This is a genomic window from Plantibacter sp. lyk4-40-MEA-4 (assembly GCF_030209415.1).
Classification (GTDB): Bacteria; Actinomycetota; Actinomycetes; order Actinomycetales; family Microbacteriaceae; genus Plantibacter; species Plantibacter flavus_A.
On sequence record NZ_JARVSA010000003.1, the window covers coordinates 226,717 to 244,275 of the forward strand.

Sequence of the window (17,559 nt, forward strand, 5' to 3'; positions counted from 1 at the left end):
CCCGGGCATCGACCCCTCCCCCGAACCCCGTCTCCGCAATCGGAAGGACGCCCATGTCCCAGATCGACGCCGTGCCGAGCGGCACCACCCGCAGCACCACGGTCGCGGATCGCGTGCACCTCGTGCAGGGCCCGTCCGTCAACTGGATCATCGTCGAGGGCGACCTCGGGCCGGTCCTCATCGACACCGGCTACCCCGGCGACGGTGCAGCCGTCACCGCGACCCTCGGCGCGCTCGGCTACGCGGTCGAGGACGTGCAGGCGATCCTGCTCACCCACGGACACAGCGACCACATCGGCAACGCGACGTTCATCGCCGGGTTGGCGGAATGTGACATCCTCGCGTCCCGCGACGAGATCCCCAACGTCCGCCGGGAGGTGCTCGAGCAGGTCGGGCTCGCCGACGTCCAACCCCACCTCGAGCGTCCCGGGGTCGCCGACTGGGTCAGCCACGCCGTCGAAGCCGGCGGACTCGAGGTCGTGCCGCCGGCGTCGGTCACCGCGATCGAGGACGTGCCCGAGCTCCGGGCGATCCTCGGGGTCACGGTCCGCCCGCTCCCCCTCCCCGGCCACACGCGCGGGCACCTCGGATTCCTCCTCGTCGAGCACGGTGTCCTCGTCGCGGGCGACGCGCTCGTCACCGCCCACCCCACCAGCCCTCACGAGGGCCCGCAGTTGCTCCCCGAGATGTTCCACGGCGACCTGCATCGCGCCCGCCAGTCGTTGACCACGCTGGCCGGACTTCCGGCCTCCGTCGTGTTGCCCGGACACGGCCCGGCGTTCTTCGGCTCGCCCGCGCAGGCGGCGGCGGAAGCCCTCGCCTTCGGGAGTGCGTTCTGAACCTCCGGCGTCCCGTCGGACCCCTGCGATAGCGTTGGTCGCGTCCCCGAACCCGGATCCCGAGCCACGAGGAAGTGACCATGAAGAACCCGTTCCGCCGCGACGGCAGCCCGAACGATGGTAGCCCGGTCGATGAGCAGACCGACGCCCCGGGGCAGCCGAACCAGGGCCGCACCCTCGAACCCGCTCCCGAGGTACTGGCCGAGCTCGACGCACTGAACGAGGCCTGCCGGGTGGCGCCGGACGACATCGACGCGCAGATCCGGCTCTGGCGGGCAGTGGCCACGCTCGACCGGTGGGTCTTCATCAACCGCGGTCCGGAGGACGACCCGCGGCCCTATGCGATCGCCGCAGAGCCCGGCAACCTGCTCTGCATCTACAGCAGCGGGACGCGGGCGCAGGAGGCCGCCTACGCGAACGGCCTGGTCCCGTCCGATGCCACGGTATCGCTGCTGGCGGTCCCGATGCCGGGCGCGATCGACTGGGTGCTCTCCTTCGGTGAGTTGGGCGTCGCCGGCGTGACGATCGACTACCCACGCCTGGGCGCCTGGTCTCCGCTCCCGAACCTCGCCAGGCTCCGTCCGGCAACCGGCCAGGGCTGACGCCGACACCGACACCGAGGAGGACCACGATGCACGGCTCGGAGCTGCAGGAGCGGGCGGCTCGCCGCGCCGACGAACTCCCCGGTGCGGAGCTGACGCACCCGTTCGGCGAGGAGTGGGACGTCTACAAGGTGCGCGGCAAGGTCTTCATGCTGCAGACGGGGGCGACGGGCGAACCCATCGTCACCCTGAAGGCGAGGCCCGAGGACAGCCGCAGCCTGCGCGAGGCCTTCTCCGACATCATCCCCGGCTACCACATGAACAAACGACACTGGATCTCGCTCAAGCCGGACGGTGAGCTCGAACCGGCGTTCGTCGACGACCTCGTCACGGAGTCGTACCTGCTCGTCGTCGAGGGGCTGCCGAAGCGGCTGCGGCCGGTCGATCCCAACACGTTCGGGCAACGCCGCGAACGCTGAGCACCGGGCCGGCAGCACTCAGACCGGGATTCGCCTGGCGCCGGTGCCGGTGTCGCCGAGTTCGTCGTCGGGGTTGAGGAGCGTGCACGCCTTCATCGACAGGCAGCCGCAGCCGATGCAGCCGGTGAGCTCGCGTTCGAGTTGCTCGATCCCGCGCCGACGCTGTTCGAGGACCTTCTGCCAGCGGCGAGACGCGCGCTGCCAGTCCTCGTGACTCGGGGTGCTGGAGAGTGGCACGTCGGCGAACGCCTCCGCCACGTCTTCGAGCGGGATACCGAGTCGCTTCGCGACCGAGATGAGCGCGACGCGGCGCAGCATGTGCCGGGGGTATCGCCGCTGGTTGCCGGTGGTCCGTTCGGAACCGATGAGGCCGAGCCGCTCGTAGTAGTGCAGCGCCGACACCGCGACGCCGGTGCGACGACTCATCTCGCCGACACTGAGCAACTCGTCGGGGCTGTGCACCGCGTTCCACCAGCTTCCTCGAATCGACCTCAAGCGACCTTGAGGTACAGCTCGTCTCGACGCTACAGGAGCCGCGCATGTCCGGGCACACCTTCTCGCCCACTGAGCGTGCGACCCGACCGCCCTTCGACAGGCTCAGGGACCGAAACGGGTCGCGCACACCTCTCCCGCTCACTGAGCCTGTCGATGTGCAGCGCGGCTCGGGAACCGAAGCGGTGCGGACAGCCTTCTCCCGGTCACTGAGCTTGTCGAAGTGCCCACGAGCAACCCTTCGACAGGCTCAGGGACCGAAACGGATCCGGGCACACCTCTCCCGGTCACTGAGCCTGTCGAAGTGCCCACGAGGAACCCTTCGCCGGCGGGTTCAGAACGGTGCGGGGTCCGGTTCCGTCCGGTGGTGTTTGCCGTCGGGTGTCGTCCACTCGAGCACTCCGCCGGGTCCGTGGTCGAGGTTCCACCCCGGGAGGTGCTTCATGCGATGGTGATGTCGACACAAGCAGGCGAGATTGCCGACATCCGTCGTGCCGCCGTCCTCCCACGCGACCGAATGATCGAGGTCGCACGCCCGAGCACGTCTCCCGCAGCCAGGTGCCCGACAGGTGCCGTCCCGAAGGCGCACCGCCCGTTGCAGATCGGCCGGAACGCGATACTGGTTGCGGCCGACGGAGAGGACCGCACCGGTCTCGGGTTGGACGAGGATCCGGGTGAAGCTGGGGGCGTTCACGGCGATACGTGCTGCGGTCTCGGGGTCGATGGGGCCGTAGCCGTCGAGCACGCCGGGTGCATCGGAGACACCGGCCATCGTGAGCGCCGGGACCGTGATCTGCACGGTCGGTTTGATGTGCTCCTGCACCTCGATCGGGTGCGGAAGTACCGGGCTCGACATGACGTCGTCCGGTGTGACGCCGGTGAGCGCGAGGGCTGCGAGGGCGTCAGCCTGCAATTGTGCGCAGGTGCGGGTGTCACCCGCCGAGCGTGACTCGGCCGCGGCCGCCTCGACCCGCTCGACGATGCCCTGCGCGATGGGCGCCGTGGTGAAGAGATGCACCCAGGCCATGCCGTCCGCTGCGGGCTCGAACTCCACCCGACGGTCCGCCTCCGACCGGACCGCTCTAGCGGTGATGGACTCGGGGTGGAGCCGCTCCCGGAGCACTCGGGCGTGCCTGCGGAGGTTCGCGTTGGTGGACGCTTCCGCAACCGGCAGGACTTCCGCGAGGAACACCGCCTGCCCTTCGGTCGGGACGTCACTGAGCTGGTCGATGATCGTCTGCGCGTGCCTGGCGGAGATGCGGCCCGCTTCAAGGGAGGCGAGCACGGCCGGTGCGTCGTTGACGAGCCGCTCGGCGTCGTTCGTCGCCCGCTGCACGGTCCGCTCAGGGGTGCGGGTCACCATCGCGAGGGCCGCACACGTCGAGCGACGGGAGAGGGCCTGCCGTTCCGCGGGCGGGAAGATCGCCGGGACGGTGGCGTCGGCGAAGGCGTCCGCGAAGGCGGCGGAACGGGCCAGGAGGCGGACCTCCTCGGCGTCCAGAGCAGCACGCCGACGCTGGATGTCGGCATAGTGGTCTGAGAACTCCGCGAGCTGCGCGGCGTATTCGTCGCCAGCTCGAACTGCGGAGGTCGTGGTCTCGGTCATGACTCCAGTCCACCATGAACCACTGACATTCCAGATGCCGAGTCAGGGTGACTGTGGAAGTTGTTCGTGTGCCCTTCGACAAGCTCAGGGACCGGAGGAAGGATGCCGGATTCGTGGGGGTTTTCCGTGTGCCCTTCGACAGGCTCAGGAACCGGAGGAGGGCGCTCAGGGACCGGAGGGGGTGCGGCAGATTCACGACGTTCCGTAGGCTGGAGGGGTGAAGCTCATCGCCACCGTCCGCGACCGCGCGACCATCACCACCGAAGCCTCCGCACCCGACGTCGCCGCTCTGCGTGCCGCTGTCATCGCCTCCACCCCTCCCGGGCACGCCCTCGCCGGACTGCACGGCGGTGGCCGGGTGAACGGCGACCTCGTCGGCACCGCGGTCTTCCGTCCGACCGCCACCCGCACCATCGAGGCCGAGGGTCGCGACTATCCGAGCGCTCGCAAGGCCCTCGAGGCACTCGTTCCGGAGGAGCAGGTCGTGCTCTCCGTCCACGCGGTGGACCAGTAGGGACACCGGCGTGAGCGGCCACGCATTCTCCGTGGGATCGATGGTGCGCTTCCATGAGGTCGTCTCACCGCTTCCACCGACCGACACCCTGACGGCCATGCTGTCGTCGCTGCAGGCGGACGGCTTCGCCGTGGCTCCAGAGGAGTTCACCGCCGACCCTTGGACCATCCGCTACGCCGTCATCGGCGACGACGCCGCCTCGAACTGGAGCGGGTTCGCCCTGGAGGTCGTGCCGCTCCTCTCGCTGCTCGGCGTGCGCCGGCCGTTCGCCCGGTGCGCGGTGCCCGTCGCCGTCCGGCCGACCGAGCACGGCTCCGTCCTCCACACGACGACGGTGTGGGGGTTCAAGGGTGAAGCCAGCACGGTCGGTATGGTCGCCAAACGCGTCGCGGCCGCCACCGAGCAGGCCACCCGGGTCGTCGGCGGGACCCACCGGGCCACGCTCTCGATGATCGACCGCACCGTCCCGATCGACGGCCGGCGCTTCCAGCGGCTCACCGGCTGGAAGCAACGCTCACGGGCCTGAGCTCTCTTCCTGGGCGGACTCGCCGTGCTGCCGATCAGGTCCGTGCGATGAGACCGGCACCTGCATGGTTAACGGCTTGCAGGGGTTGGTTCCGGGGTGGTTTCCAGGCGGGATCCATCTCGGACCCAGGACCCGGAGCGACACTGGATCACACCCGACCCTCGACCACCGGATCCCCATGACCCTGCCGTTCCCCACCTCGCCCGATGATGTGCTGCAGCGGCGACCGCTCCGCTCCGCGCTCGCGGACGCCGTGCTGCAGGACTTCATCGACGACCTCCCCGAGCCCCTGCGACCGACCGACCTCGCGACCCGGCTCCTCTACCCGCGCTGGCAGGTGTACTCCGACATCCACGAGGGCAGACTCGTCGCCGAACGGGTCCGGAACAACAAACGGTTGTTGAAGATCGATGTCGAGCGGAACCGGGCATGGATCGCGCACGGGCTCGCCACCCGCCGGGCTCGCGCCGGGTCCGCCGTGGGCGCGGCGGGGCCCGAGTCACCCGTCTCGGTCGTCATCGTCGATCCGGAAGCCCTCGAGCAGTTGACCGCCCTGACGGCGACCGGGTTGAGCGTGCGCGAGGCGGTCGAGCTGACGCTCACCACGCTCGGCTCGCGCGAAGCGGCCGCCACCGCCGTCGTACCCGACATCGACTCTCGTGGCCGACAGGTGCGGGTGGGCTGACGCGGCGGAGGCGCGTCAGATCGACGTGCGCATCGCGGCTCGAGCCAGTCGACTCCACGCGAGGCGTGGTGATGCGATCGCTGTCAACGGCCACCCAGCGCGAGGACGACGATGAAACCGACGACGAGGACGACGGCCGCGACGATGACGACGGTCGCAATGATCCCGATGCCGACCGTGGGGAGCTGGTCTGCGGACGAGCGACGACGCGCACCGCTGTCTCGTCGTGGTCTCACGTGTGGTCCCCCATGCAGATCGCGCTGGCTCTGCGCCGGCATCCTGGACCCCGACGCGCCGGGCAGCGTCGACCGACCCGGTTGACTCAGTATCGACGGCGCGGCGTTCGGTCCACATCCTGCTGCGGGCTATTCCACCCCCGCCACCTGGCGGGTTCAGCCTCCCCACCGTCGCCGCCCGGTTCCCCGGACTCGTAGGGTGAGAGTCGAGCTGAGGAGGACACCGTGATCGGAGTGGCCATCGTCGACGACGAGGCGTTGGTACGGTCCGGATTCGAACTCATCCTGGGTGCCGTCGAGGACATCGAGGTCGTCGCCTCGGTCGACGGGGTCGACGCCGTGGAGGCGATCCGCTCGAGCCGTCCCGACGTCGTGCTCCTGGACGTCCGCATGCCAGGGCGCAACGGGCTCGACATCCTCGACGAACTGCAGACCTGGGACGACCCACCCGTCGTCGCGATCCTGACCACCTTCGACTCCGACGACTACATCGCACGCGCCCTCCGCAGTGGCGCCGCGGGGTTCCTCGTGAAGGACACGGACCCGGAGCAGCTCCCCATGCTGCTCCGATCCCTCTCCGCGGGCGGCATCGTGCTGTCCCCGCAGGTGTCCCGGACGCTCGTCGGCGGATTCGCCCGCGCCGCCGACCGCGAGGCGGCGAAGCGACTGTCCGGGCTGACGGGCCGCGAACAGGACGTGCTCGCGGCGCTCCGGACCGGTGCGTCCAACTCTGAGATCGGCGAGGCACTGCACCTCAGCCGCGCGACCGTGAAGGACCACGTGAGTGCGATCCTCGGCAAACTCGAGGTGACGACGCGACTCGAAGCCGCCATCATCGCCGAGCGTGCCGGGGTCCGCGGCGACGAGGCGGCCCCGCGGTGAAGCCGCGCTCCCGGCTCTGGTCGGTCCTCCTGGAACTCGCCCTCATCGCGGCGGCGGCCCTCGAGAGCCTGACGACGCTCGAGTGGGCGACCCCCTGGGAGTCCGGCCTGGCGATCGCCGCTGCCGTCGGCCTGGTCTTCCGGCGACGCTGGCCGTGGCTGTCGCTCCTCCTGGCTGTGCCGGCCTTCACCCTCAACCTCGCCACCCTCGCCGGCTTGGCATCGCTCTTCTCCGTCGCGGTGCGGGAACGGCGACGCTGGCGGCTCGTCACGACGGGCGCCGTGGTCTTCGTCCTCGCCGCGGTGCCGTGGTGGGGGTGGACATCGCCCAACTACACGATCCTCTCCATGGTGTACGCCGCGCTCTACGCTGCGGCACCGATCGCCTTCGGCCTGCTCGTGCGCACCCGCCGCGAGCTGTTCGACCGCATCCGCGACCTCGAACAGGTCCGACGCAGCGAGCGGGCGCGCATCGCCTCCGACGTCCTCGTCGAGGAGCGCACGCGCATCGCCCGGGAGATGCACGACGTCGTCTCCCACCAGGTCAGTCTGATCGCCGTCCAGGCCGGCGCGATCCAGGTGCAGACCGAGGAGCCCGGGACGAAGCGGATGGCGGTGACGATCCGTTCGCTCGCGTCGCGCACGCTCGACGAGCTGCGGGACATGGTGACACTGCTGCGCGCGGAGACCGGACACGCGCCGCTGGCCCCGCAACCGACGGTCGACGACCTCGACCGGTTGATCGCGGAGAGCGGCATCGCCGTCACCTCCGCCATCGAGTTGCCGGACGGCCTCCCCGCACCGTTGCAGCGTGCGATCTACCGGACGGTGCAGGAGGGGCTGACGAACGCGCGCAAGCATGCGCCGGGCGCCGCGGTCGACGTGCGCGCGGAAGCCTCCGCCGACGAGGTCACCGTGGTCATCCGGAACGCCCGCCCCGCACGCGCGTCGGACAGCTCGTGGTCGTCCGCGGGCCACGGCCTCGTCGGCTTGAGCGAACGCGCCGAACTCCTGAACGGGTCCCTCCTCACCGAGGACGCGCCGACCCGGTTCACCCTGACGTTCCGCGCGCCCTACTGAGGCTCAGGGTCACTGAGGCTCAGGGTCGGAGGTCCGCTTCATCGCCGAAGAGCGGCGTCTGGAACCGACGCTCGAAGCGCACGATGCAGCCGGTGCCCCGCACGAGCTCGTAGGCCTCGATGCACTCCGGGTCCGTCGTCGCGGCGATGCGGTACTGCTCGTAGGCCGCGAGCGACGGGAAGCTGAACAGCGCGAACGCCTCGTCGTTGTCGCCCTCCGCTGGGAGGAAGTAGCCGTGGTGGTCGCCACCGAGCCGGTTCACGAGGCGGATCCAGCGCCGCCCGTACTCTGTGAAGGTGTCGAGCTGCTCGGGGTCGATCTGGTAGCGGAGGTGGATGGTGATCATGGGTCCAGTCTGGCCGGTCAGCCGGTGGCGACGAACACCGTCCCGTCTGCGGACACGGTCACCGGCTCCGGGCCCGGCGAGACGAACACCGCAGCACCGCGCTCCAGCACCACCGTGTCCGGGCCCTGTTCCACGCGCGCGGTACCGGCGGTCACGACGATCACGGCCGCCCTGCCGCGAGCGAGGTCGCCCGCCGTCCCCCGGTCGACCTTGACGAGTTCGAAGTCGTCGACCGGCACCGGGTAGACGAGCCCGCCCTCCGGCCGGACGACCGGCTCGACGAACGGGACCGGCGCCGGTTCGAACTCGAGGACGGCGAGCAGTTCCGGGACGTCGACGTGTTTCGGCGTCAGCCCGCCACGGAGCACGTTGTCGCTCGAGGCCATGACCTCGACCCCGAAACCGGAGAGGTAGGCGTGGATGTTGCCCGCAGGCAGGAACAACGCCTCGCCCTCCTGCAATGAGACGAGGTTGAGGAGCACCGCGACGACGATTCCCGGGTCACCCGGATACTCCTCGGCGAGTTGCCGGACGAGTTCGCGCTCGGCCGACCAGCACGGGTGATCGGTGTCGGTACGCGCGGCCGAGACGACGGCGGCGACCACGCCGGGCGTCCGTCGTTCGAGCACCGCCCGTACCGTGTGTTCCAGACCGGCGTCGAGCAACTGCCCCGCCAGTGTCTCGAGCACCCGCCGGTCGGTCCCCTCGACGAGGCCGGCGAGGTGGACGAGCAACGCCTGCGACCGGTCGGTCGCACGGAATCCGCACAGTGCACGGAAGCCGTCCTGGAGGGCGACGATGATCTCCGGCTTGTGCGAGGCGTCCTTGTAGTTCCGGTGCGGCGCGTCCCGGGGCACGCCCCGGCGCTCCTCGTCCGCGAACCCGGCCCTGGCGCGGTCCGGGGTGGGGTGGACCTGGAGGGACAAAGGACCAGCCGCGGCCAGGAGCTTGAGCAGGAAGGGCAACCGGTCCCGTCCACCCAGGGCCGCGTCGGGGTCCGAAGCGAGCCAGTCGTTGAGGCTCGCGGGGCCGCCATCCTCCGCGTCGACGAGGGTGGTCACACTGTCGGGGTGCGCCCCGAGCCAGAGCTCGGCCTGGGGCGAACCGTCGGCCGGCACACCGAGCAGCTCCGGGATGGCCGTCGTCGAACCCCACGCGTACCGTCGGGGGTCGCTCGTGATGCGGTGCAGGGTCATCCGTGCACCCGCCGACGACCGCGGAACAGCAGCAGACCGCCGAACGCCAGCAGGGCGAGCGCACCGATGATCCAGGGTGCGGCCTCCAGACCGGTGCGGGCGAGGTCGCCCGCGGGAGCGTCGGTGGCGCCGGCGCCCGAACCTCCGGCCTCGCCGGTGCCAGGCTGCCCGGTGCCCGGTTGTCCCGTACCCGGCTCGCCCGTGCCCGGCCCCGGGTCCACCGCAGCGACGATCGTGGTGACGTCGTCGACCAGCAGCGTGCCAGTCCCCTCGCCACCGAGGTAGAACCCGATCTGGGTGACGGAGGTGGGGTCGAACGCCGCCTCACCGGCCCACGCCGGCGGGGCGAAGTCCGAGAACGGGATCTCGACCAGCTGCCAGCCCTCGCCCACGATGGGCGCGACCGTCTCCCAGTACGTCCCCCGCGTCACGAACTGGACGGTGACGTCGTCGCCCGGCGTCCCCTGCACCCAGAGCTCGAGGCCGCTGTACCCCCACCAGTCCTGCGGCGTCTGGAAGGTCCGGACGACGCCGGCGTAGCCGGGACCGGCGAGGTCGTAGGCGGCCGACATCGCCTGCGATCCCGAGTCGGGGTTGCTCGTGAGCGTCGGCGTGATCGCTCCGCCGCCCGTGTTGCGCACATAGGCGGCTTGGAGTGCGGCGTCGTCGGGGTAGGACTCGAAGTCCTCCACGACGAGCGGCTCGCTCGGGAGGGCCTTCATGAGGAAGTCGGACGCTCCCGTGCTCGTGGCGGTCGTCCCGGCCCCGTTGACCGCGGACACCGACCACCAGTACCGCTGCCCTGCCGTGAGCGAGACCGTCGGCGTGATGGAAGTCGTCCCGACGCCGTCGACGACGACGACCGTGTTCCCGAGATCGGCCTGCGGGGAGAGCGTGAAGCGGTAGTACGCCGCGCCGGCCGACGGCTCCCAGCTGAAGGTCGGCGTCGCCGTCACGTCGACGGTGCCCGGTACGGGCGACGTCGAACCGAACGCCGCGGGCGGTCCGCTCGGGGCGTCCACCGCCGACCAGATGGTGGCCCGCGACAGCGTCGCGCCCGCGGCGAGGGTCACCCGCAGGTACGGGCCGACGAGGTCGCGTGCGACCACCGCGCCGCCGACGCCGGTCTCGGTCGCCGCGCTCTGCCAGGTCGAACCGTCGGCGCTGGACTCGACGACGACCGATCCGGAGACCGCGAACGCCGCCGCCGACAGTCGGTCCTGCTTCCAGGTGACGCTGGCACCGTCGGCGACCGCCGTCACGCTCGTCCCGTCGGCACGGGGCGTGATCGCCAGGTCGTCGTGCGCTTCGGTCAGCAGCCAGGACTCGAGCGGGTCGACGAGCACGCGGGTGTCGGTCTCGGTCGGGACCGGGTCCGACAGATCGGCGACCGCGCCGGCCGCGTCGAGGGCGACCACCCGGTAGACGGCGCCCGCAGGTGATCCGAAGTCCGTCGCCGATCCCGCGTCGGCGGCGAGGACACCCGTGTCGACCGGCGTCCAAGCCGTTCCGTCGAGCGAGCGTTCGACACGGTACGAGACCGCACCGCCGGCACCACGCCACCGGACGGTGTTGATGCCGTTCGCCCGGTCGATCGCCGTGATGAGCGGCGTCCCGACGGCGGGAGCGGCCGGAACGGCACCGATCGCGGCGGCGTAGGCGGTGATCGCGGAGACCCGGGCGCGCTCGGCGTCGGTCGCACCGGGAGCGTGGATCGTGAAGCCGTCGTCGTGCGGCACGAGCCCGCCACGGTCGTTGTTGCCGAACAGCGACCAGAACAGCATGCCGGTCACGTTCGGGTCGGCGACGAGCGGTTCGAGGAGCGCCGGGCTCGCAGCCGTCGAGGCGTACTCGCCGGCCAGGTAGACCTTGCCGGCGGCGGTGACCGTCGCCGCGTCCGCGGAGACGCGTGCGGCGGTGGGCGGGTAATAGTGCACGTCGACGATGTCGAGCCCCGGCGCGGCGAGCGTGTCCGGATCGATGTCGAACCGACGTCCGGCCGCCATGAGCTGCTGCGGGGCGCGTTCCTTGATGAATGCGACCTGCCGGTCGATCCAGGGCGCGGTCATCCCCTCCAACTCGTTCCCGAGTTCCCACGCCATGATCGTCGGGTCCTCGGTGTACCGGACGCCGGTGAGCGCGTTCGTCCGCTGGAGGATCGCCCCGACGTACGCCTGGTAGGCGGCGATCGGACGCTCGTCGGTGTAGAAGTCGGCGGACGACAGGCCGTAGGGCGTCGTGAAGTCGCGATGCCCGCCGTGGTAGTACTCCCACTCGTCGGTGAGCGGGAGGACGAGCCGGATCCCGAGTTTGCCCGCGTAGGCGATGGCGAAGTCGATCGTGGCGAACGCCTCCTCGTTCATCTGCCCGAGGGCCGGCATGATGGCGAGCGGGTTCGCGCCGTCCTGACCGGTCGAGGTCATCATGTGCGTCCGGACGACGGTCGAGCCCATCCGTGCCGCCGCGTCGAGGGTGTCGGCGATACGGAAGGCGGTCGGGTAGTCGACCCCGCCCACGTTCTCGTCGAGACCGAGCCAGTAGATGTTCGGTCCGCTGAAGCGGAAGGTCTCGCCGTCGAGCACGAGCCGGGAGCCGTCACGCTCGACGAACGAGGTGTTGAGCGACGTCCAGGCGGTGGGCGCAGCGGCGGCGGGGGTCGCGAGCGCCGGGAGCAGCGCGGCGGTGACGGCCGCGGCGAGTACGCCCGCCGCGAGACGTCCTCGGGCGCTGCGACGGGGGTGGTGCGGGTCGGTGGTGCGGTTCATCGTGCCAGGCTCCTTCGTCTGGGATGGTGCATCAGGTCGTTCGCCGGGAGGCCGAGAGCCTCCGGTCGGTGGATGAGTGCTGCGGCGCCGAGGATCGGTCCGCCGCCGTCGAGGGCGGAACCCGTGACGACCACGTCGGCGGCGTAGTCGAGCACGATGGCGTCCTGCACCGCGGCGCGGACGAGGTCGAGGTAGTCGGGGCTGACGGCGGTGAACCCGCCGCCCACGGCGACCGCTTCGAGGTCGAGGAGGGTCGCGGCGCTGGCGATGGCCTGGCCGACAGCCGTGGCCGAGCGGACGACGGCCGCACGGGCGATCGGGTCGCCGGTGGCCGCCGCGACGGCGAGTTCCTCCCCGGTGTGCCCGTCCCAGCCCATGGACCGGGCCCAGGCGACGCTCCGCGGACCGGAGGCGATGCGTTCCAGGGTCGCGTCGTCGGCGGACGTCCGCGCGTCCCGCGAGGCGATCTGCACCTGACCGATGTGGCCGGCGTTGCCGCTGCGGCCCGCGATCAGGCGGCCGTGCAGGATGACCCCTCCGCCGACCCCGGTCGAGACGATCATCGCCATCGAGTTCTCGGTGCCACGCGTCGCTCCGAGCCAGTGCTCGGCGAGGGCGATGCAGGTGCCGTCGAGCCGGACCACCACCGGGGCGTCCGGCAGCAGCCTCCCGACGTGCGCGCGCAGGTCGAAGCCGTGCAGCTGCGGGAGGTTCTTGGGGCTGACCGTCCCGCGCTCCAGGTCGACCGGGCCGGCGGAACCGATGCCGACGCCGACGAGCGCGGACCCGTCCGGCAGGTGTGCGACCGAGGCGAGGACGACCCGGTCGACGGCGTCCTCGAGCGCCCGGCGCCCGGCATCGGGCCCGGTAGGCGCCCGGTGCGCGCTGCCCTCGACCACGACGCCTTCGGCCGTGACGAGTGCCGCCTCCACTTTGGTACCGCCGAGGTCGACCGCGAGCGCGATCGATCCCGACGGATCCTGCCTCCCGGTCATGTCCGCCAGGGTCACCGCGCCCAGTCCTCGACCAGCTGGTTCGCCGTGCGGACGACCCGGGTCGACCGGAGCTCGTCCTCGCCGAGTTCGGCTTCGGTCCGCACGCGGAACGTCACGCGCTCACCCGGCAGGAGCGTCACGAGTTGGTCGTCGACGACGGCGGCCGGGTCGACCTTGTCCACGAGCAGGGTGAGGTCGCGCAGGAAGGACTCCGCCGCGACGGTCACGGCGTACCCGCCCTCCTCGCGAGCGATCTCGATGCTGAGGCGTGGAGCGGGGAGCGCAGACACGCGAGCCTCGGCGAAGAACCAGAAGCCGCGTTCGGCACCGAGGGTGGCGACGAGCACCTCGTCGGTCGTCGATCCCGCGACCGCGACCGCTTCGGGGATCTCGACGAGCGTCGAGGAGCGTCGGTCCAGGTCGACCGGGACCCGCACGGAGGCCAGTTCCGTCCCGTCGAACCGGAGGCGTCGGATGACGAGCTCGTCCGCCCAGGCGTCCGGTCCGTCGTTGAGGACGGCGACCACGAGGCCTTCGCCACGCGGTTGGACGGTCACGAGGCGATCGGCGTAGACGTGCTTGAGCGCATAGAGCAGTGGCTTGGCGCGCTCGTCGCCGTCGACGGCGGCCCAGGAGGTCACGGGCCAGCAGTCGTTCAACTGCCAGACGATCGATCCCATGCAGCGCGGGCTCCAGGACCGGAAGTGCTCGATCGCCACCGTCACCGCGTTCGCCTGGTTGAGCGACATCGCCCAGTGCCAGTCCTCGGTGTCGTCCGGGAGCGGCAGGTGGGCGACGAGTCCGTCGGTCAGCTTGTCGTTGCCGTCGATCGCCTTCTGGTGGTGGATCATGCCGGGCGACTCCGGCGTGAGCGGCGAGTCCGAGATGGCCCGCCCGATCGTCGACCACGTCGCCGGCCCCTGCCAACCGAACTCGGCCACGAAGCGCGGCGAGACCTCACGGTAGGCGGGGTAGTCGACGCGGTTCCACAGCTCCCACAGGTGCACGGATCCGTGGTCCGGGTCGTTGGCCGGGATGTCCGGCGTTCCCGACCAGGGGCTGCCCGCGGTGTAGTTGCCGGCAGGGTCGAGCTCGGCGACGAGCCGCGGCAGCAGGTCGAGGTAGTAGCCCATGCCCCAGGTGCGGCCCTGGACGCGCTTCTCCCAGCCCCACTCCTCGAAGCCCCAGATGTTCTCGTTGTTGCCGTTCCAGAGCACGAGGCTCGCGTGCGGCATGATGCGCGTGATGTTGTCGCGCGCCTCCGCCTCGACCTCACTCCACAGCGGTTCCTCCTCGGCGTAGGCCGCACAGGCGAAGAGGAAGTCCTGCCACACCATGATCCCGCGCTCGTCGCAGAGTTCGTAGAAGTCGTCGGACTCGTAGTAGCCGCCACCCCAGATGCGGAGCAGGTTGAGGTTCGCGAACTCGGCCTGGTCCATCCGGCGTGCGAGCCGGGCGCGGTCGACGCGGGTCACGAAGGCGTCGTCGGGGATCCAGTTGGCGCCGCGCACCCACACGGCCTCACCGTTCACGACGAAGCGGAACGAGGTGCCCTCGGCGTCGGGTTCGAGTTCGACGGCGACGGTCCGGAAGCCGATCCGCTTCGACCACTCGCCGAGGCGTGCCTCGTCCTGCCCGAGCTCGACGTCGAGGTCGTACAGCGGCTGCCCGCCGTAGCCGCGTGGCCACCACAGCTCGGCGTCCGGGACACTGAGCTCGACGACGGCGGAACCGGCACCGGCCGGGAGCACGACCTCGGCGTCCACGCCGGCGACCGTGGCCGAGAGCGCCAGGGCGACATCACCGTCGCCGGCGCGTTCCACGTCGACGTGCACGGCCACCCGGCCCTCGCCGCCGTCGACGGTCACGACCGGACGCACCGAGGCGAGCCGGGCCGTCGACCAGGACTGCAGACTCACGGGCTTCCAGAGGCCGGAGGACGCGGCGTCGAGCCCCCAGTCCCAGCCGAAGTTGCAGGCGGCTTTGCGGATGGCGTTGAACGGGTGGGAGTAGGTGTGCGGGCGGTAGCCGATCTCGAGGCTCGCGACGTCGGCGGCTGCGACGGGCGACGCGAAGTGCACGACGAGGTCGTTCTCGCCCTCGCGGAGGACGGCGCCGACGTCGATGCGGTAGGTGCGGTGCTGGTTCCGCGTGGTCGCGACGACCGAGCCGTTCACCGTGACCGTGGCGACGGTGTCGAGTCCCTCGAACACGAGGTCGTGCCGCTCGTGGCCGTCCGGCTCCCAGGCGAAGGTGGTGCGGTACTCCCAGTCCGTCGATCCGATCCACGTCACGAGGTGCTCGTTGCGGTCGAGGAAGGGGTCGGGGATGAGCCCTGCGTCGAGGAGGTCCGTGTGCACGAGGCCGGGCACCGTCGCGGGGATGCTCGTCCCGACGAAGGCCTCGGGGACCGCACCGCCGACCGCACGCAGACTCCACCCCTCGTGCAGGAGGCGGGTGGTCAGGGGACGGACGGTGGCGGTGTCGATGATGCTCACTTGGTTGCTCCAGAGGTCAGGCCGTTGTAGATGTATCGCTGCAGGAAGAGGAAGGCGACGAGCGTCGGGATGATCACGAGGATCGTCCCGGCCGCGATGATCTGCCACTGGGCGCCGAACGGTCCCATGAACCGGAACAGCGAGGTGGAGATCACCCCCAGGTCCTGCGACGGCATGTACAGGAAGGGGATGTAGAACTCGTTGTAGATGGCGATGCCCTTGATGATCACGACCGTCGCGACGGCGGGTTTCAGCAGCGGGAGGATGATGCGCCAGTAGATCGTGAAGCGGTTCGCACCGTCGAGCATCGCGGCCTCGTCGAGGGACACCGGGATCGACTGCATGAACTGCAGGAAGATGTAGATCGCGACGATGTCGGTCCCCATGAACAGCAGGATCGCGGCACCGCGGGTGTTGAACAGTTCGAGCGCCGACACGACCTGGAACGTGGCCACCTGCGTGGTCACCGACGGGACGAGCGTCGCCAGCAGGAACAGCCCCATGACGAGCTTCCGACCGCGGAACCGGAACCGGTCGAGCGCGTACGCCGACATGGTGCCGATCAGGATCGTCCCGGCGACGGAGACGAGCAGGATGATCGCGGTGTTGAGGAAGCCCGTGACCATGCCGCCCTGATCGAACGCGACGACGAAGTTGTCGAAGTTGAACCAGTTCGACGGTGGGGTGAGCGGGCCGGTCGTCCGCTGCTCGCGGTCGGTCTTGAACGCGAGCATGAAGATCGTGGCGAGGGGGACGACGGCGAAGAGGCTCGCGATGATGAGCGAGGCGTACTTGATCGTCGTCGCGGTGAGGGCGCCGGCGCCCTGTGGACGCTTCGGCCCGCGCCTCGTCCGCCGCAGCGGGGTGCGGGGCTCGGGAGCGGACGCGGAGACCGGTCGGTCGGTGGTGGCGGTCACGACTCGCCTCCCTTCTCGTCGGGGAACACCCGGCGTTGGACGAAGGTGATGATGAGGACGATCAGCAACAGCACGACGGCCATGGCCGACGCCAGCCCCACCTTGGAGAACTTGAAGGCCGTGTTCACGGTCTGGATCACGAAGGTCTCGGAGCCGTTGGCACCGCCGGTCATGATGTACGGCATCTCGAAGGCGGACAGGGCCCCGGCGATCGCCAGGATGAACGACAGGCCGAGGATGCGCCGGATGCTCGGCAGGATGATGAAGCGGAACTTGTGCCACGAGTTGGCACCGTCGAGGTCGGCGGCCTCGTACTGCTCCGACGGCACCGACTGGATGGCGCCGAGGAAGAGCACGAAGTTGAGCCCCATGTACCGCCAGACCGAGGTCGCCGCGAGGGACGCGTTCACGAAGGACGGGTCGCCCAACCATTGCGGGGTGTCCTGCACGCCGACCGCCGCGAGCAGGGCGTCGAGGGTGCCGCCGGGTCGGAGGAAGTAGAGGAAGACCAGACCGATCGCGACCCCGTTGATGAGGTACGGGAAGAAGATGACGCCCTTGAAGAGGTTCTTGAAGCGGGTGCGGAAGCTCAGCAGCGTGGCCAGGTAGAGGGCCAGGACGAGCTGGGCGACGGCACCGACGAGGTAGTACAGGCTGACGAAGAAGACCTGGAAGATCTCCGGCTTCGTGAAGATCTGCACGAAGTTGTCGATGCCGACGAACTCCTGCTCGGGCTCCAGGCCGTCCCACGAGGTGAGGCTGTACCAGAACATGTTCGCGACCGGCACATAGGTGAGCACGATCAGGAAGGCGAGCGGCACCACCAGGAACAGCCAGGGGGTGACGCGCGAGCCGGTGGCCTTCGGCGGTCTGCCCGGCCGCAGTGTGCGCGCGCGGCGTGGATGGTTCGTCACCACCGCTCGGGTGGCGGGTGACGCTCCCTGGACTGTGACCATGTTCGT

The 17,559-nt window shown here is 70.4% G+C and carries 18 protein-coding genes; 8 read left to right on the forward strand and 10 right to left on the reverse strand.

Annotated features, from left to right (window positions below):
- The first annotated feature begins 53 nt into the window (after positions 1-53).
- From QRN44_RS06330 to QRN44_RS06340, 3 genes are all read left to right on the forward strand, one after another.
- A complete protein-coding gene (locus tag QRN44_RS06330) occupies positions 54-839 on the forward strand; it encodes an MBL fold metallo-hydrolase (RefSeq protein ID WP_158596580.1) in 786 nt (261 codons plus the stop codon).
- Positions 840-919: 80 nt separating this feature from the next.
- Positions 920-1,441: a hypothetical protein gene (locus QRN44_RS06335; protein WP_199687108.1), complete on the forward strand. Its 522-nt coding sequence runs from the start codon at positions 920-922 to the stop codon at positions 1,439-1,441.
- 29 nt (positions 1,442-1,470) lie between these two features.
- Positions 1,471-1,860, forward strand: coding sequence for an MmcQ/YjbR family DNA-binding protein (locus QRN44_RS06340; RefSeq protein ID WP_285038601.1), 390 nt, complete (start codon positions 1,471-1,473; stop codon positions 1,858-1,860).
- An 18-nt stretch (positions 1,861-1,878) separates the two neighbouring features.
- Here QRN44_RS06340 and soxR read toward each other — a convergent pair whose 3' ends face one another.
- Together soxR and QRN44_RS06350 are read right to left on the reverse strand one after the other, a co-directional pair.
- A complete protein-coding gene (soxR, locus tag QRN44_RS06345) occupies positions 1,879-2,346 on the reverse strand; it encodes a redox-sensitive transcriptional activator SoxR (protein ID WP_276207401.1) in 468 nt (155 codons plus the stop codon).
- Positions 2,347-2,686: 340 nt separating this feature from the next.
- Positions 2,687-3,958 carry an HNH endonuclease signature motif containing protein gene (locus QRN44_RS06350; RefSeq protein ID WP_285038602.1) on the reverse strand — a complete coding sequence of 424 codons (1,272 nt, stop codon included), beginning with the start codon at positions 3,956-3,958 and terminating at the stop codon, positions 2,687-2,689.
- 217 nt (positions 3,959-4,175) lie between these two features.
- On the opposite strand from QRN44_RS06350, the gene QRN44_RS06355 reads away from it, so the two are divergent.
- The 3 genes from QRN44_RS06355 (at position 4,176) to QRN44_RS06365 (ending at position 5,683) form a co-directional block, all read left to right on the forward strand.
- Complete coding sequence (locus QRN44_RS06355; protein ID WP_064295970.1) at positions 4,176-4,472, forward strand: hypothetical protein; 297 nt, start codon at positions 4,176-4,178, stop codon at positions 4,470-4,472.
- Positions 4,473-4,482: 10 nt separating this feature from the next.
- Positions 4,483-4,998 (forward strand): hypothetical protein, encoded by a 516-nt coding sequence (locus QRN44_RS06360; RefSeq protein WP_285038603.1) that lies wholly within the window; start codon positions 4,483-4,485, stop codon positions 4,996-4,998.
- Between the two features lie 178 nt (positions 4,999-5,176).
- The gene (locus tag QRN44_RS06365) at positions 5,177-5,683 is read left to right on the forward strand and encodes a hypothetical protein (RefSeq protein ID WP_285038604.1); all 507 of its coding nucleotides are present in this window, start codon (positions 5,177-5,179) and stop codon (positions 5,681-5,683) included.
- A gap of 83 nt (positions 5,684-5,766) precedes the next feature.
- Here QRN44_RS06365 and QRN44_RS06370 read toward each other — a convergent pair whose 3' ends face one another.
- Positions 5,767-5,919 (reverse strand): hypothetical protein, encoded by a 153-nt coding sequence (locus QRN44_RS06370; RefSeq protein WP_157583494.1) that lies wholly within the window; start codon positions 5,917-5,919, stop codon positions 5,767-5,769.
- A 225-nt stretch (positions 5,920-6,144) separates the two neighbouring features.
- On the opposite strand from QRN44_RS06370, the gene QRN44_RS06375 reads away from it, so the two are divergent.
- Both QRN44_RS06375 and QRN44_RS06380 read left to right on the forward strand, forming a co-directional pair.
- Complete coding sequence (locus QRN44_RS06375) at positions 6,145-6,801, forward strand: response regulator (RefSeq protein WP_121289286.1); 657 nt, start codon at positions 6,145-6,147, stop codon at positions 6,799-6,801.
- Positions 6,798-7,880, forward strand: a complete 1,083-nt coding sequence (locus QRN44_RS06380; RefSeq protein ID WP_285038605.1) for a sensor histidine kinase — start codon at positions 6,798-6,800, stop codon at positions 7,878-7,880. The genes QRN44_RS06375 and QRN44_RS06380 overlap by 4 nt, the downstream gene beginning before the upstream one ends.
- A 19-nt stretch (positions 7,881-7,899) precedes the next feature.
- Here QRN44_RS06380 and QRN44_RS06385 read toward each other — a convergent pair whose 3' ends face one another.
- Genes QRN44_RS06385 through QRN44_RS06415 form a run of 7 tightly spaced genes read right to left on the reverse strand, consistent with a single transcriptional unit; the run spans position 7,900 to position 17,553 of the window.
- The gene (locus tag QRN44_RS06385) at positions 7,900-8,226 is read right to left on the reverse strand and encodes an NIPSNAP family protein (protein WP_079000967.1); all 327 of its coding nucleotides are present in this window, start codon (positions 8,224-8,226) and stop codon (positions 7,900-7,902) included.
- A 17-nt stretch (positions 8,227-8,243) separates the two neighbouring features.
- Entirely contained in the window at positions 8,244-9,422 is a 1,179-nt protein-coding gene (gene manA / locus QRN44_RS06390) for a mannose-6-phosphate isomerase, class I (protein WP_285038606.1), read from the reverse strand.
- Positions 9,419-12,187: a CIA30 family protein gene (locus tag QRN44_RS06395; protein ID WP_285038607.1), complete on the reverse strand. Its 2,769-nt coding sequence runs from the start codon at positions 12,185-12,187 to the stop codon at positions 9,419-9,421. Before QRN44_RS06395 ends, manA begins: the two co-directional genes overlap by 4 nt.
- Positions 12,184-13,182 carry an ROK family protein gene (locus tag QRN44_RS06400; protein ID WP_285038608.1) on the reverse strand — a complete coding sequence of 333 codons (999 nt, stop codon included), beginning with the start codon at positions 13,180-13,182 and terminating at the stop codon, positions 12,184-12,186. Before QRN44_RS06400 ends, QRN44_RS06395 begins: the two co-directional genes overlap by 4 nt.
- An 11-nt stretch (positions 13,183-13,193) precedes the next feature.
- Positions 13,194-15,680, reverse strand: coding sequence for a glycoside hydrolase family 2 protein (locus QRN44_RS06405; protein WP_285038609.1), 2,487 nt, complete (start codon positions 15,678-15,680; stop codon positions 13,194-13,196).
- Entirely contained in the window at positions 15,677-16,597 is a 921-nt protein-coding gene (locus QRN44_RS06410) for a carbohydrate ABC transporter permease (RefSeq protein WP_064295958.1), read from the reverse strand. The genes QRN44_RS06405 and QRN44_RS06410 overlap by 4 nt, the downstream gene beginning before the upstream one ends.
- The gene (locus tag QRN44_RS06415; protein WP_064295957.1) at positions 16,594-17,553 is read right to left on the reverse strand and encodes a carbohydrate ABC transporter permease; all 960 of its coding nucleotides are present in this window, start codon (positions 17,551-17,553) and stop codon (positions 16,594-16,596) included. Before QRN44_RS06415 ends, QRN44_RS06410 begins: the two co-directional genes overlap by 4 nt.
- Between the last annotated feature and the right edge of the window lie 6 nt (positions 17,554-17,559).

Excerpts from the sequence above, each read along its gene's own strand:
- QRN44_RS06335 (WP_199687108.1), top strand. The coding sequence starts at position 920 with ATGAAGAACCCGTTCCGCCGCGACGGCAGCCCGAACGATGGTAGCCCG.
- QRN44_RS06330 (WP_158596580.1), top strand. The coding sequence starts at position 54 with ATGTCCCAGATCGACGCCGTGCCGAGCGGCACCACCCGCAGCACCACG.
- QRN44_RS06400 (WP_285038608.1), bottom strand. The coding sequence starts at position 13,182 with ATGACCGGGAGGCAGGATCCGTCGGGATCGATCGCGCTCGCGGTCGAC.
- QRN44_RS06350 (WP_285038602.1), bottom strand. The coding sequence starts at position 3,958 with ATGACCGAGACCACGACCTCCGCAGTTCGAGCTGGCGACGAATACGCC.
- QRN44_RS06395 (WP_285038607.1), bottom strand. The coding sequence starts at position 12,187 with ATGAACCGCACCACCGACCCGCACCACCCCCGTCGCAGCGCCCGAGGA.
- QRN44_RS06415 (WP_064295957.1), bottom strand. The coding sequence starts at position 17,553 with ATGGTCACAGTCCAGGGAGCGTCACCCGCCACCCGAGCGGTGGTGACG.
- QRN44_RS06365 (WP_285038604.1), top strand. The coding sequence starts at position 5,177 with ATGACCCTGCCGTTCCCCACCTCGCCCGATGATGTGCTGCAGCGGCGA.
- QRN44_RS06340 (WP_285038601.1), top strand. The coding sequence starts at position 1,471 with ATGCACGGCTCGGAGCTGCAGGAGCGGGCGGCTCGCCGCGCCGACGAA.
- manA (WP_285038606.1), bottom strand. The coding sequence starts at position 9,422 with ATGACCCTGCACCGCATCACGAGCGACCCCCGACGGTACGCGTGGGGT.
- QRN44_RS06385 (WP_079000967.1), bottom strand. The coding sequence starts at position 8,226 with ATGATCACCATCCACCTCCGCTACCAGATCGACCCCGAGCAGCTCGAC.